This is a genomic window from Verrucomicrobiia bacterium (genome assembly GCA_035946615.1).
Taxonomy (GTDB): Bacteria; Verrucomicrobiota; Verrucomicrobiia; order Limisphaerales; family UBA8199; genus DASYZB01.
Genome location: DASYZB010000030.1, coordinates 26272 through 40967 on the forward strand (window position 1 = coordinate 26272; position 14696 = coordinate 40967).

10 protein-coding genes are annotated in these 14696 nt (G+C 58.3%); 2 read left to right on the top strand and 8 right to left on the bottom strand.

Annotated features, from left to right (window positions below; all coding sequences use genetic code 11):
* Position 1: 1 nt before the first annotated feature.
* From VG146_04760 to VG146_04790, 7 genes are all read right to left on the bottom strand, one after another.
* Complete coding sequence (locus VG146_04760) at positions 2 to 739, bottom strand: ABC transporter permease (protein ID HEV2391659.1); 738 nt, start codon at positions 737 to 739, stop codon at positions 2 to 4.
* Between the two features lie 11 nt (positions 740 to 750).
* Positions 751 to 2001, bottom strand: a complete 1251-nt coding sequence (locus tag VG146_04765; GenBank protein HEV2391660.1) for a hypothetical protein — start codon at positions 1999 to 2001, stop codon at positions 751 to 753.
* A gap of 47 nt (positions 2002 to 2048) precedes the next feature.
* Positions 2049 to 3176 (bottom strand): type III PLP-dependent enzyme, encoded by a 1128-nt coding sequence (locus tag VG146_04770; GenBank protein ID HEV2391661.1) that lies wholly within the window; start codon positions 3174 to 3176, stop codon positions 2049 to 2051.
* A gap of 89 nt (positions 3177 to 3265) precedes the next feature.
* Positions 3266 to 4348 carry a 3'-5' exonuclease gene (locus tag VG146_04775; protein HEV2391662.1) on the bottom strand — a complete coding sequence of 361 codons (1083 nt, stop codon included), beginning with the start codon at positions 4346 to 4348 and terminating at the stop codon, positions 3266 to 3268.
* Positions 4339 to 8490 carry a RecQ family ATP-dependent DNA helicase gene (locus VG146_04780; protein HEV2391663.1) on the bottom strand — a complete coding sequence of 1384 codons (4152 nt, stop codon included), beginning with the start codon at positions 8488 to 8490 and terminating at the stop codon, positions 4339 to 4341. Before VG146_04780 ends, VG146_04775 begins: the two co-directional genes overlap by 10 nt.
* Before the next feature lie 103 nt (positions 8491 to 8593).
* Positions 8594 to 9538, bottom strand: coding sequence for a DUF533 domain-containing protein (locus tag VG146_04785; GenBank protein ID HEV2391664.1), 945 nt, complete (start codon positions 9536 to 9538; stop codon positions 8594 to 8596).
* A 216-nt stretch (positions 9539 to 9754) separates the two neighbouring features.
* Entirely contained in the window at positions 9755 to 10357 is a 603-nt protein-coding gene (locus tag VG146_04790; protein HEV2391665.1) for a CvpA family protein, read from the bottom strand.
* Positions 10358 to 10593: 236 nt separating this feature from the next.
* Between VG146_04790 and VG146_04795 the strand changes: the two genes are divergently transcribed.
* Together VG146_04795 and VG146_04800 are read left to right on the top strand one after the other, a co-directional pair.
* Complete coding sequence (locus VG146_04795) at positions 10594 to 11046, top strand: BON domain-containing protein (protein ID HEV2391666.1); 453 nt, start codon at positions 10594 to 10596, stop codon at positions 11044 to 11046.
* Positions 11047 to 11367: 321 nt separating this feature from the next.
* Complete coding sequence (locus VG146_04800) at positions 11368 to 11532, top strand: CGNR zinc finger domain-containing protein (GenBank protein ID HEV2391667.1); 165 nt, start codon at positions 11368 to 11370, stop codon at positions 11530 to 11532.
* Between the two features lie 106 nt (positions 11533 to 11638).
* On the opposite strand, the gene galA is transcribed toward VG146_04800, so the two are convergent.
* Complete coding sequence (gene galA, locus VG146_04805) at positions 11639 to 14518, bottom strand: beta-galactosidase GalA (protein ID HEV2391668.1); 2880 nt, start codon at positions 14516 to 14518, stop codon at positions 11639 to 11641.
* Between the last annotated feature and the right edge of the window lie 178 nt (positions 14519 to 14696).

Below are 14696 nucleotides of genomic sequence, written 5' to 3' on the forward strand. Positions count from 1 at the left end.
CCTAGCGCAGCAGGAGCCGGGTCAGGATGTAATCAAAGATAACGATGAGCACGATGGAGTTGACCACCGCCTTGGTTACCGAGCGGCCAATTCCGCGCGGGCCTCCGATGGTAATCAAACCCTGGTGGCAGGAAACCACGCCAATAACCCAGGCGAACATGAAACTTTTGAAGACCCCGTTCACCACGTCTTTGAGTTGGACCACATTGCGCAGGGCGGAGAAAAAGCTGGTAAAGGAAATATCGATGCGATGCACGGCGGTGCTCACGAATGCGCCGCCGAGCCAGCCGACGAGGATGGAGAAGATGACCAGCAGCGGCAGGGCAGCGGCAATGGCAACCAGCCGGGGCAGCACGAGGTACTGAATCGGATTGATGTTCATGGTGCGCAAGGCATCGATTTCCTGGTACACACGCATCGAACCAATCTCAGCCGCCATGGCCGAGCCGATGCGGCCAGCAATCAGAATGGACATCATCACCGGCGCCAGCTCTTTGCAAATCGATATGCCCACCACTCCCCCAACCGCGCTCGCCAGGCCGCTATCAACCAGCACCGGGCCGGTCTGCAACGCAATGACCCCCCCGATGAAAAACGACAGGATACAAACCATCAACAGGCTGGCATTGCCGATCTCGAAAAACTGCTCAAAGACTTTCTCGCGCTGGCGCCAGGTCTGCGGCAGTGCCAGCAGTGTGCGCCAGAGCAAAATCACCATCTCGCCGATATTCTGGAACATCGGTGTGAATTCTAGGTTTTGCCTCGAAACTCCTGCATCAAGCGGAGGACCTCCTCGCGTATGGCAAAGAGCTCGCCGCGAATTGATGTCACCGTTTGCGCAGGCAGAAGCTTTTTGGGCGCCGCCTGGTCCAAGGCCCCTTGAGCGGCGTGGAGGTGAGACAAGGCCCGTTTGAGACAAGCCACAATGAACGGCCCTTCGTTGAGGTCCCGGCCATAAGCCAGGCCATCGAGCGCCCCGGCCAGTTTGGCTCCCAGGGTTTGATACTCAGCGAGCAATCCGCATAGGTCCTCGTCGGCAGGTTCTTCCAGGCCCAATTCCTTGAGTTTGTCGCAAAGGGCCACCGCTCCATCCATCGCGCGCAAGGCCAGTGGATGACTGATGTAGCCGTCCTCCTTGCGCACCCAATCCAATCCCTCAGTAGAAGGCTCGGGCTGCAACTCCGGCGGCTCCTCGGCAGATGAAAATGCATCCTCAACCTCATGCTCTGCCTGGGCCGATTCAGAGACGGCTTCGGAAGCTGCCGGACTGCCCTTATCTTGCCCGGCAGACCCCCGCTCGGTTGTTTCGTTGGTTGTCTCCGGGTCTGACCAGCCCATTTCTTTGGCTATCAGTCGGTCGCGGTCGGGGTGGTCCATGTACTTGTCCAACAACTCGGAATATTTATTGGTGCGCGCATCGCACTCGCGCATGAACCGTTCGTAATCGAATTCGTCCCATTCCTTATCTTCAGGCGGGTGATGTTGTTGGGCGGCCAAAACTTTGCTGAGCCTTTCCATGAAACTGTTGAAACCATTGGCGGCATCGATCTGCCTTTGTTTTTCCTCCTCGGAGGTAAGCCGCCAGGCCGGCGCCGAGATGGTCAGCTTGTAGTCCGTGCTCTCGACGACGACCCGCCCGTTGGCTTCGCTGAACCATTCCAGGTACAGGCAATTGGCGCGATGCTCGGGGACCGGCAAGCCCTGGTCCAGCCGTCGGTGAACCTCTTCCAAGGGGATATCGAATACGCGAACCTTGCGCGAGGCAGTCAGATCCCCAATAGCCCCGCGCTGCAGCAGATTCATTTCGGTGTCCAGGGCAATTGCAGGGCCGGGGTTGTCGAACGTGAGCAAACAGCCGGCGAGATCGGCAGCGGCATTGCCCTGCAAATCCAGAAGCATCGGGGCGGGCTGGCCCTTGAGCCAAATCTTACCCCGTACCGCGCCGCGTTGCCGATTATCGATTTCGCCTCGAATAACGTTTTGGTGAATCCGCCAAGCCATAACCGCAGAGTAATCCCTGATTGCCTGACGGCCAAGAGGATTTCTTCTCATTCATTTTGGTGGACAATCTTTGCCGGGGCAAACCCGTTGAACCAGGTGGCCGACGCGCAGCTGTAGGCCCCGATGTTCTTTGCGCACACCAGGTCCTCAATTTCCAACTCCGGCAGCTCTTCCGAAAGGGAAATGGTGTCCAGCGCGTCGCACGTTTGGCCAAAAACGGCGCATACCTCCGTTTTGCCTTTTTTAAACGACTTCAAATGATATTGGCAATGATCGAAAATGATTCCGCTGAAGGTGTGATAAACGCTGTCGTCGATGTAATAGCAGGTTTTGCCGTCGCGGACCGCTTTGCCAATAATGCAGGCCACCGAGGTGGCAGCCGTCGCGACCAGGAACCGGCCCGGCTCGGCTAGAATCTGAATGTCTTTGGGGAAGAGCCGATCGATTTCGGCATTAATCTTTTTGGCCAGCGCGCTGAAAGGCTTGACGTGCCGGTCGTAGGGCGCGGGAAAACCTCCGCCAATATCGAGGATTTTGAGTTCGTGCCCGCGCGACTTGGCTTCGCGCATCACGGCCGCCGAGATGTCCAGGGCCTGGACGAAATTCTGGAAATTGGTGCATTGGCTGCCCACGTGAAAGCTGAGCCCCTCGACCGTCAGGCCCTGCTCAAAGGCCGCCAGGATCAAATCCACCGCCTCGCCCGGATGACAGCCGAATTTGGACGAGAGCTCGACCATCGAGCCTGTATTGGGCACGCGCACCCGGAGCACCACCCCCGCATGCGGCGCATAGCGTTTGATTTTGTCCAGCTCACCCGGATTGTCATAGGTGACCAGCGGTTTGTATTGGTCCAATGCGCGCAGCGTTTCCTTGGGTTTGGTCGGATTGGCATAGATGATCTTATCCCAAATAAAATCCTGCTGCTGTGCCGGAGGCAGATTTTTGATATTCTCGTAAACGAGCATGAACTCCGGCAGCGAGGCCACATCGAAACTGGCGCCGGCCTTGTACAAGGTGCGCACGATGGCGGGCTCGGCATTGGCCTTGACCGCGTAATAGGCCTGGACTTTGGGCAGATACTTTTTAAAAGCAGCGTAATTCTTCCGCAGGATGTCATGGTCGATTACCACCAGCGGTGTGCCGTGCTGGGCTGCAATGGACTCGAGGCGTGTCATTTCCGTTTGATTGCTGCTGGCCTTTAAGGGGTTTCCAACCGCCGCACAAGAAAAATCGTCGGCCAAATCTGAGCAAAGCCAAGCAGCAGTTAGGCCTCTGCGACGACCAGCTCGACGATTGGAATTTCCCATTCTGTCGCCTGATAGCGCTCACGGCGCTCTTGGTCTGTGTCCTGCTCGGCGGTTCGGCGAGCGATGGCCAATACGCGGACCTCGCGAATGGCCGCGATGCGACTGGCCCATTCCGCTTCAGCTTTGTGCGAAAGGCGGGCGACACATACGTCTCCGGCAAAAAGCCCGATGGCATCATTTTCCAGCCGGCCCGGCATCAGGTTGTCTCCCGGCTCCAAGCGCGCCAGGGCGGCATGAATGGCCGCGCCCGGGCTGAACGTTCCTGGAAATCCGAGGTGAATATCTTCAAACCCCAAAGTTTCGTAGTTCAATCGATTGGGGGCATTCAGCGATGTGTGGGCAAATTGGCGAATCATGACAGCGGGGCCGCTGAGCGCGTTGGGCAGCGCCGGCCGAATGTCCTGTCGTTCGAAAACAGCCAGCGTTCTTCGTGCGCGAGTCATTCCGACGTAGAGTGCCCGCCGGCTTTCCTCGAGCCTGGCTTGGTCCTGGTGCGCCGGCCAGGCGCCAACAACCAGGACGTGCTCGTATTCCGTGCCCTTAGCGGCATGAACCGTGCTCAGAGTTACCCCGGCTCCGTAGTTAAATTCGCGCCGGCTTTCTGCGCACATTTCGTAGAGGAACTCCATCGCCTCATAGACCGGCAGTTCTGCATCCCCCGATTCCTGCTGCCATGTATCGAGCAATCGAAAAAGAAACCGTACCCAGGAGTTCGTGCTGTCATGACCAAACATCTGAACCGCAACCGCGGTGAGTTGTGTTGCTCGTTTCATCTGATTGCGCGCCGGCTCGAGGCGCAGCAGGAAACGCCCGAGCTCCCTTATCTGGTGCAGAGTTGGCATTTTATCTCGATGCGCCACCCACCGAATCGGAATCCCGCCCGCCTCGGCCAGGGCCCGGACGTCGGCCAATTCCCGATGCGTGCTGGATAAGACGGCGATTGGGGACCAGTCGCTCGCCCCCAATTGAAGCAAGCGACTGACCTCAGCGATAGCTGCCTGAGCTTGCGCGCGCTCATTGGCGACCCGGATTACCTGCACCTTTCCGCGGTGATTGGGTCGCGTTGGCTGAATTCACCCCCAGCGGGCAGCATTTCCCGGCTTCGATCAATGCGGAGTGGTTGGCCGGTTTTCATTCGATCTGTATTAGCGCCAATCAATTGGTTTGCCGCTTCGATGATATAGCGTGTGGACCGGTAGTTTTCGACGAGGTAATGCACGTCGGCGTCGTAATCCTGCTGAAAACGGCGAATGAACTCGACGTTGGCGCCGCGAAACGCGTAGATATTTTGATCGTCATCGCCGACTGCCAGGATCGAAAGTTTAAGGTCCGGGTCCTCGAGGGTTCTGCCGGCGATAGCGCTGATCATCTCGTATTGCGGCTTGTCAATGTCCTGATACTCATCCACCAGAATGTATTGATAACCTGCCAGCAGCCGGTCCCGGACTTCGTCGGCCTCCATCCCTGCGGGGGTGTTTTCGCCGCGGAGTAGCTTTATTGCGCTGGAAATGAGCGCATCGAAATCAATTCCGTTGGAATTTTTTTGGGCGCGTCCGGTAAAGGAGTAACCCAACAGCCGCATGGCCAGCCCATGATAAGTCAGAACCGTCACCCCTTTGGCATCATCCCCGACCAACTCGCGCAGGCGTCGGCGCAACTCAATGGCAGCTTGCCTGTTGAAACAGCAGACCAGCACACTCTGGGGGCGGACGCGCTCAACCCGCAGCAGATACGCGCAACGATGAACGACGGTTTTGGTCTTGCCGGACCCGGGTCCGGCGAGCACCAGCATGTTGCGCCCGACCGGAGCGGTGACGATCTTGATCTGGACCGGATTGGCCAGGTCGCTAACAATTCCTTGGTACGATTGGGCGGTCGTGGCATGAACAAGCAAATCCGGCTTTGTGTTCAGGAACCGCCGGATGAACTCCTCTTTACCCAGGGAGAAGTAAGCCAGCACCATCCCCAGGGCCTCCTGAATCCGATCGAGGCCGCGCCGGGCGAATTCGCTCATCACGTGGACCTGGAGGATGCGCTCCTGATAATGGTGCTCCAGAGGTTGATAGTCGCTGGGCTTGTATCTTTCACCCTTCGCTCCGGGCTGGAGGCGAATCGTCATAGCCGCCCGGAAAACGGCCAAGCCCTGCTGCAAAATAATAACCCGCTGTTCATGCAGGTACATCAGCGCCCGTTCGAGTGCCGCGGGCAGGTCTTTTAATTCCGCCCGGAGGAGGGGGTCGCGCTCGATAGCATCCTGAAGCTCCTGGAATGAGAATTCGACCAGCAAGTCCGCCTGCGCCGGGGTACCCGCTTGGACCTTGGCCAGCAGCGCATCGAGAACCAGCGAGGCCACGCGGCGGCGCTTTTCGGCCAGTTCACTTATAGCCGTCCAACTCCGCTTCACGCGCAGCCGGCAGGAATCCTGCCCGATGTGCCGCAGCTCGATGCTGCCATAGGTGCCGGCGAACCCGCGGCCATCCTGGCTGAGGCTCTTGAGCAAAGAACGCAGGAGCTGAGTTGAGGAGTCCAGTTGCTCGTCGCACAGGCGCTGATTGACAAGCCCCAATGACAAAGGCATCCAACCCTCCGGGTCCGGTTCTTCTCTGGCCAGGACATCTACCAGCGCGCGGTCCACTCGCAGCACGTTATCCAACCGCAGCCGCGAATGATCAGCGACATTGTAGCGGATAAATGCGTTCAGGAGCATGTCCCGCTTCATCAGCCCGGATTGGGCCATGCTCCCTAGAATCTTGAGAACCTTGGCGCTTATGTATTCGGGATTGGCGGCGGTATTGGTTTTGGCGTATTCGGTGAATTCGGGCAGGAGGGCCAGTCGATCGATGGTCAATTGGTCCGAGGGCCCGCAGTTGATGACCTCGCGGAGGATGGCCATCCACAGGCGCTGTTCCTGCGGGGACAGGTTCAGCGGCTGGATTTTGGCGGCAGCTTCCTCGATGTCCTTTACCAGGGGCCTGGCTTGAAAGACCTGCGTCACGTTCTCATCGCGCTGGAGAAAATCCGCCCTCTCCAGCCAAGAGATGGCCGTGCGCACTTTGGTGTCGGCATCTCGATCTTCCAAGTCGATGCCGGTTTCGACATCCTCGTCGCGCAGGATTTCTCCGGAGGTAATGACAATCTCGCCGCGGTCGCCTTTGGCAGCTTTGCGAAGGCCGCGCAGGATTTGAGCAATATCGCGCCGGGTCAGTTGCGAGAAAGCGCACATGCGGAACTGGCGCTCGCAATCGGCTTCTTCAAAGAGCAGCACGCACTCAGCCGAGCGCCCATCCCGGCCTGCGCGCCCGGCTTCCTGGAGATAATTCTCAAGCGACCCGGGGGTATCGGCGTGGATGACCAACCGGACGTCTTCTTTGTCAATGCCCATCCCAAAGGCGTTGGTGGCGCAGATCACTTGGGTTTCGCCTGCCAGGAATTGGTCTTGAATCCTCTTTTTTTCAGGGGGTGTCAGCCCGGCGTGAAAATGCTCCACCCTCCAACCCTTTTCCCGAAGATACTCGGCGGTCACTTCTGTGTCTGAGCGGGTGGCGCGAAAAACGATTGCGCTGCCCTCGGTGAGGCGTTCCGAAAGGGTATCGTGAACGCGCTCTAATTTCGAGTAATCGCTGATGGCCTGCACCTCAAATCGCAGGTTTTGACGCTCGACGCCGCCTTCATACAAAACCAAATCACGCCCCGTCTGGGTTTTGAAGTAAGCCAGAATCTCTTCCTTGACATCCTGCTTGGCCGTGGCGGTAAAGCAGGCCACTGAGGGAATCTCGACACCTTGCCTCTGTGAGAACTCGCGGATGAACCGCCCGGCATAAAGATAGTCCGGACGAAAATCGTGGCCCCATTTGGAGAGACAATGGGCTTCGTCGAAAACCCAACAGCCGATTTCCCGCTGCGAGATAGCCTCGCGAAAGGAGCGATTCCGCAATTGCTCCGGTGATACGTACAACACCGCTATATCCCCCATGCGAACCCCTCGAAGCACTTCGCCCCGTTCGAGCGGCGTTAGCAAGCCGTAAAGAGCAGCGGCAAATGGGGTGCCCGTGCGCCGGACTAATCCATCCACTTGGTCTTTCATCAGGGCCTGAAGGGGGGAAATGACAATCGTGAGCACGCCTCTGCGGAAATTGCGAACCAACGCAGGCAATTGAAAACAGAGCGATTTTCCGCCGCCAGTCGGCAGGAGCGCCAGCAAAGATTCGTTGCGAAGCCCTGCATCGACAATTTCCCGCTGCAGGCTGCCGCCCTGCTTGTTGAGGGGCGCGGGGCGGAAATCCTCCCAGCCAAAGAACACGCGCAACTGCTCGCGCGCGTCGTGGACTTTTCTGCAATACGAGCATTGCGCAGAGCGGCAGGGCACTTCGCGCAACCGCCGGATCAAGGCGCCTGTCGCCGGGTGCTCGAGGCGGACCCAAGGCGGCAGTACGGAGTTAGACCCCGCGATCCGCAGCCAGGCCACTGTGTAAGCCAAGGCGTGCCTTTGGGACTGTGTCGAGAGCAGACCCAAGAGCAGACCCTCATCTGCCGGAACACTGGCACAACCCCAACGAGAGAAGACTTCACCGCAAATCTTTAGTGCCTTGGACTTGCTTGGCTTGGTTCCGCCCAGAATTTCAAAGAGCATCTCCATTCCTGACGAACAGCCATCCCCAGGGCCCTCTGCTGTCGAAAGCAAAAAGTGAAGCAGTTCGAAAATGCGCGGTTCTGTTCGTTGCAGCCCGGCAAGGGCTCGGAATTCGTCCCTAAAGAGGACGCCCGCCTGCCGGGCGTCGGCCACAGGGTCGTTCACGCTCTCCCGGACCAGCTTGTAATCTTTGACCAGCCGGTGATAGGGGTTTTCCGGGAAGCAAATGGGCGAAAGCGCCAGGGTATCGATCACCGGGAGCCGATGCAGCGCCAATCCCGGGGCGCTCTCGCGCAAAATCGGCAGATCGTGACGGAGGAGATTATGTCCCAGCAGACAAGCGGCCCCTTCTGCCAGGCGATTGAGTTCATCAAGAAACCCTGGGCCGGAATGGCTCGCTGAATAGGTTAGAGTCGAGTCCCCTAGAAGCGCCCCAAGTTTGAGGAGTTTGCCTTGATGAGAAACTTCCAGGTCGAGCCGCAGCGCGCGCCTGAGCAATGCGTCGAGTTCATCGCGCAGTGGCGTCACGCTCTGGCCTGCTGTTAAATCCATTACCCGAACATTACAGCCCCATTCCAGGAAGTCGTTTGGATATGGACATCGCCCCCGACCAGATGCGGAAGTTTCCGTCCCAAGCTAAAACTGAGGTTCCATATCACGGATGCCGGACCAAGGGCAGCAGCTCGGAGATGTTCACCTGGCGCGCCTTTTGGGCAATGTCACCTGAGTAGCGGCTTTGCATGGAGCGCGCTTCCTCGAGCAGGGACGAGAATGCATCCTTCAATTGCCTGGTGCTGAGGGTGCGTCCACTGGTGTAATAACGCCGGGCGACTTGTCCGAGGGCATAGGTCGTTGCGAAAGCGAAGGCCGAGCCTGTCACCTCTCCCGCCAGGCCGCCCAAAAGGCCTCCGGCCAGGCCACCCGCCAAGCGGCCTACGAGCCGCCGGGTGAATCCTTCGAAAACCTGCGAGGTCAATCCAACGCCCACCGTTGCCAGGAAGTCCTTGATATGGCCGGCATCCAGTTCATAACCACAGCGCTTGCCGATTTGATAAACCATCCGCATCTGCAGCGGCACGATGGCCATGGTCGCCAATGTGTGCGGCATGATTTCCAAGGCGCCATTGAGAATGGCTGCGTTCAGAATTAAATGGTCGAGTTCCGCCTCTTTCCCAATGTCCATTATGGGGGGCGCGGCCAATGGCTGCGCGGCCATCGCTTGAGCCGCCTGTTGGTGAACGTCCGCCGCCGCTGGGTTTGTGAGCTGCAACGCCTGGCGCAAGTCGGTCAGAAATATCTGTTCGGATTCTTTCAGGACGCCATCCGCATGACAGACGCAGACGGCCATTTCATACGCCAGCGCCTTGGCAGCAGGCGCCTGCAGTTGGCCGGCGACTTGCGACAGCGACAACTTCCCACCGAGCATATCCTGGTAGGCCGAAGCCAGGTCCAGGTGGTCCTCCGAGAAACCTTGCACGATGCGCTCGATCTGGGCGCGTTCGGTTTCATCCTGTTCGCCATCGGCGAAGGCCGACAGTATGCAAACGCAAAGGATTGCCTTGTGTTCCTGCTGGTTTAAAGGTCCAGGTTGAATTGGCATAGGCTCATTATGGCCCAGCCTGCGTTCAGGTCCAATTGTAATCATTCCTGAGTGTAGGAGACGACGTAAGGAGTCTCTGATCAGCAACTTCCGGGTAAACCAAAAGGCCGCCAGTTGGCAATCTTGCTCGGAGACCCCTTACGTCGTCTGCTACAAAGGTGTGGAACTGATCTTGTCCTTGGCCCTGGGCAGCGGCTCGCGCTCGTGACTCGCTCCCTATTTTCTGGCTGCCTTTTGGACCTGGTCGGGGGAAGAATTAACCGAGGTTGGATGAATTAATAGAAAGCCCAATTCATTGCGCACAAAGGCCCCGGCAAAGGAATCCTCAAAAATGGCCACCTGCAGGCTATGGAGGTTGGGAAACAGGTTACTCCCATAGGCGTCTTCCTGAAACTTTTCCATCGACTTTAGCTCTACCGGTGAGAACGCGCGGGCGTTGAGCAGCGCCAGGCCCATTAGCAGCATGCAGCAAAAACGGACCAGTCCAGAGCCCATGCCCAAATAATATTCACTCCGTCCAAAAATGTCGCTCCCGGCCAGCTTGGGCTCCAACCGCCGCTGGACCAGTGAAAAGAAGAGAAAAATGACCAGCGCCGCCCCGAGATAGGTCAAAAGATACGCCGAGAGGAGGTCAAACGCGCCGTATTGGGCGATCATTTCCCCAACCGGTTCGTAAATGGCCGCGCAACCAAACAACAGCACCAGCCATTTCAGCAGGTTCAGGAACTCCCGTGAAAACCCCTGCCGGCGACCACGGACGACACCCCAGGCCAATAAGGCTGCCATCAGGAGGTCAAACAGGTTTATGGGCATCACCATATATACCGCTCATTCTTTCTCTTCCGCTGTCTTAGTGCATCAGGCGCCAAGGGCTTCTTGTACAGAAAGAGCCTTTTCCGTGCCAAAAAATGACACATCGCTGGTTTTTTCAGGCAGTAGGCCCTGTTCAGAACGGACGGGTTAAACCCTATTGGCCGGGGATGAATAAGGGGTGACTGTCTTCGATAGAACCGACCGGTGCCACCACAAACCCAAACGCAAAAAAGAAAGAAAATATGAGAAGGATTAGCAGACTACTTTGGCTCGCGCTACCGCTTGGCTTGACCGTCGGATGCGCACATACACAGAATTATGCCACGGCCCAATTCGCGCCCTTGCCTGCAGCGGCCTTGGCGCCTACCTCGAACCGCGCTGAACCGCGAATTTATGCGGGTGGGACCGGGTTCGCGGAGGATTACTCGGCGCCCCCGGGAGCTTCGCCGGCCGACTGGAACCTGGCGGAGGAAATTCGCGACAGGCTCACGACCGATCACGCATGGAAGGCCTCGCCGGTCACCGCAGTCGTTAATAACGGCCAAGTCACGCTCCGGGGCGAAGTGCCTAATGACACCCAGCGGCGCGAGGTGACCCAAATGGTCGCCAGCCTGCCCGGCGTTCAGCGGGTAAACGATCAGCTTCAGCTCGGCAACCCCGCCGTTTTCTGGAAACGGAGCAACGCAAATTACTGAGCCAACGAGGTGCCCAAAATGGGGAGCGCGCCCGCGCGGGGCGCAGCCGACGCCGCCCTAGGCGTCGGCACGCGTGCGGACGGCCTCCGCTTTTAGCTTGTCCGTCCCAGGTTCTGTTTGGCACCGCTCTTTTTCAGGTGCTCCATTCGCACGCATAGATGGTATCTTTCTCCGTCACACCACAGGGATTACACAAACGCAAGCAGCATGCAAATCGTATAGCCATCAAAATCATGTTTTGATGGTTACCATCGCATCATTCTGGGGCCAATCGCTCGGGCCGCAGCGGAGCTGTTAACGAATGGGCACTCGCTGGGCCAAGTGCGCCTTTGCCAGGGGGATACCTGTGGCTGGCTGTTTGTGGATTCGAGCAAAAATCATAGCCGCCGCTGGTGCGATATGCGGGATTGCGGCAACCGTGCGAAAGCTCGGCGCCACAGGGCTAAATCTGTGCTCGGAGAGGCCAACTCGCGCGAGTCCACATAATGACGCCACTTTGGATGGTCGCGCCCTGCGCCGCAGCATCCAAAAGGGGTCTGCGTCGCTTGGCGGGAAGCGGCTTATCATTAAAACCCCATAACGGTAAAGTCCGTTACTCGAGAGCCGGGCGAGGGGTGCATGACCTCGCCTGAATTGTTGTCGTGGCCGGTGCCAGGCCCTGCGCCCGGGCAGTGAGGGTGAGGGTCCCGGCCTCTTTGCTTGATTGCACCAGCACTTGCGCCAAGCCGTTAAAGACGCTGCGTTTCCAATCCGTTGGGACCGGCTTCTGTTCGATCTCGACAGCCACGCCCTTGTTTAATCCTCCCGAATTTTCGTGGTTCTTGACGGCCACGGCCACGGTGTTCTCGCCGGCATGAAGGAGCTTGTGAATCTCGAAGCTGTGGGGCACCGACCAGTCATGCGCTTCGCCTGCGAAACGGCCATTGATATAAACCCAGCCCTCATCATCAATCATCCCGAAGCGGAGCAGGATGTTCGTGGCGGCTAAATCCTCGGCGGTGGCCGAGAAGTGGGCGCGGAACACAGCCGCTTGCTCAGGTTGCAAGGGGCCGGCGCTGCGGCGCACATTGACTCTACGAAAACCGGCCTCTGGAGCATCCTCGGCTGTTTCGGGCCCTTCCTTGGCCTCCGGCACGATTTTCATCCGCCAATCCTCCAGGGCGATGGCCCGAACCGGCATCTGGTCCAGATACACATCGGGCTCGTGGCAACTGGGGTCGCCGTTGCCTACGCCCAGGATTTTGCCGGGACCGCTCAGTTCGAAATTCACGAGGTCGCCCGCCACAGGCACCACACGGCCTTGGGCATCCACCACCGACACAGTAACCAGGCTGACGTCCTGTCCATCGGCGTCGATTTGACCTCGGTCGGGAGCAAGCTCCACTTTCGCCGGGGCTCCCGTCGTTTCAATCTTTGTCTCGGCTACAGCCACACCGCCATTAAAAGCTCGCGCGGAGAGCGTGCCTGGGGCGTATTTGACCTGCCATTGCAAGTGAGAATTCCTGGGCATGGACTTTTTGCCCAGGCTTTGGCCATTGAGGAACAACTCCACTTCTTGGCAATTGCTGAAGCAGCGCACGTCGATGTCTTGGCCCTCCTTTCCCGGCCAGTTCCAATGGGGCAGGAGGTGCAATACCGTTTTGTCGCTCCACCAGGCCTGGTAATAATAGAAGTTATCCTTTGGAAACCCGCAGGTATCTACAATGCCGAAATGGGAATTGATGCAGGGCCACCCGTAAGGCGTTGGCTCGCCCCGGTAATCAAATCCAGTCCAGGCGAATCCGCCGGAAAGCCACGGGCGGGGGGCAAAGAAGGTCCACCAGGTTTCAGCCGTATGCGCCCAGGGGGGAGCATTATCGTCATAAGCGCTGACATAGCCGCGCACCTTATCATTGGCATAAATGCCGCGGGTGCACACGGTGCTGGCCTGCTCTGTCCCCAGATTGGGTTGGGCCGGGTGGGCGGCATGGTAATTGTCCATTTGCTTGCCGATGTGGTAATTCCAGCCCCGCACGTCGATGATGCGATTCAGGCCGGCGAAGGTGTTGCCGACGTTCGCCGCCATCGTGACCGAGCGGGTTGGGTCCATGCGGTGAATCAGGTCCTGCATCGTTTCAGCCACCCGCCCCCCGGTCGGGGTGGTCTGCACTCCCTCTTCATTGGCGATGGACCAGACCACGACACTGGGATGGTTGCGGTCGCGGCGCACCAGCCCTGCGAGCCGATCGAGGTTGGCCGCGTCGCTGCCGAGCAAGCGGTTCTCATCCATGACCACCATGCCCAAGCGGTCGCAGGCCTCGAGCAGTTCCGGTGTTGGAGGATTATGCGAGGTGCGGTAAGCGTTGTCGCCCATCTCTTTCAGGCGCGCGATACGAAAATATTGGACTCTGTCCGGCAGCGCGGCGCCCACCCCTGCATGGTCCTGGTGGTTGCAGGTGCCTTTTATCTCATAATGTTTGCCGTTGAGCAGGAAGCCTTGATTGGGATCGAATGCCACGGTCCGTATTCCAAACTCCGTGTCTTTGCGGTCCACCACCTCCCCCCCGCTCAGGACGGTGGTGACTAAACGGTAGAGCTTCGGAGATTCGGGCGACCAAAGAATGGGGGAATTGAAAGTGATACGTGGCAGGACCTGCTGGTTGGACCAAGGCTGGACCATAAATGATTCTTTTATTTGGGCCACTTCTTTGCCGTCGGGGTCCAGCACCTGGCAATTGACAGCCGCATCCCCCTGCGCGCCCTGTGAATCGTTCAATTCGACGTTCATGTAAAGCGTGACGGGCCCCTCCGGCACGTTATTCTTGAATTGCGAATAGACAAAGACACCATCCGGCGCAATGGCGAGCGGGCTGGTCTTGACCAGCCAGACATGGCGGTAAATGCCCGCCCCTTCATAAAACCAGCCCTCGAACTCCGACGCGTCCACGCGCACGGCAAGGGTATTTTTGCCACCGCAGTTTGCCACATCGGTGATGTCGTAGCGAAAACTGCTGTAGCCGCTCTCGTGGTGGCCGACAAAATAGCCGTTCAGAAAAACCCGGCAGTCGCGGTAGGCCCCGTCAAATTCCAGCCAGAGCCGTTTTCCGGCGTCCTCCTTGGGCAATGTGAAGACCCGGCGATACCAACCGACGCTGTTTTGGGGGAAACCTGGCCCGACAGGTTTGAAGCCATGCGAACCATCAGCCTGCTCGTCAAAAGGCAGCTCGATGGCCCAGTCGTGGGGAAGATTGGTTGAGCGCCAGCCCATGTCCGAAAAACCGGGGCGCGCCGGCCCGCCGCTCGACCCTGCCTTGGCCAAATCTTCGCCCGTGCCCCAGTCATCACCGAGGTGGAACCTCCATCCGAAATCCATCAGAAGCCGCTCGCGCGGCGAGGTGGGTTCCGCTGCCGCGGTGAACGAGAGCGGCGCGAAAGCCAGGATAAGCGCAAATGCGGCAAGCAAGTTGAGAGAGAGCCGTTTTCCAATATTCATGCAGGGGTTCTAGCAGGTCTGGCGCGACTTGTCAGAGCCAAATTATCCATTATGGCCAAAGTTATTCAGCGTGGAGAGGATGTTTTGCCTTCGTGACTGCCCTTTCTCGAATTTGAAGCACGAAGCGATTCAAATGAAACGCCTAGCGTTCCTTGGATTGCATTGATTTTCCGGCTCT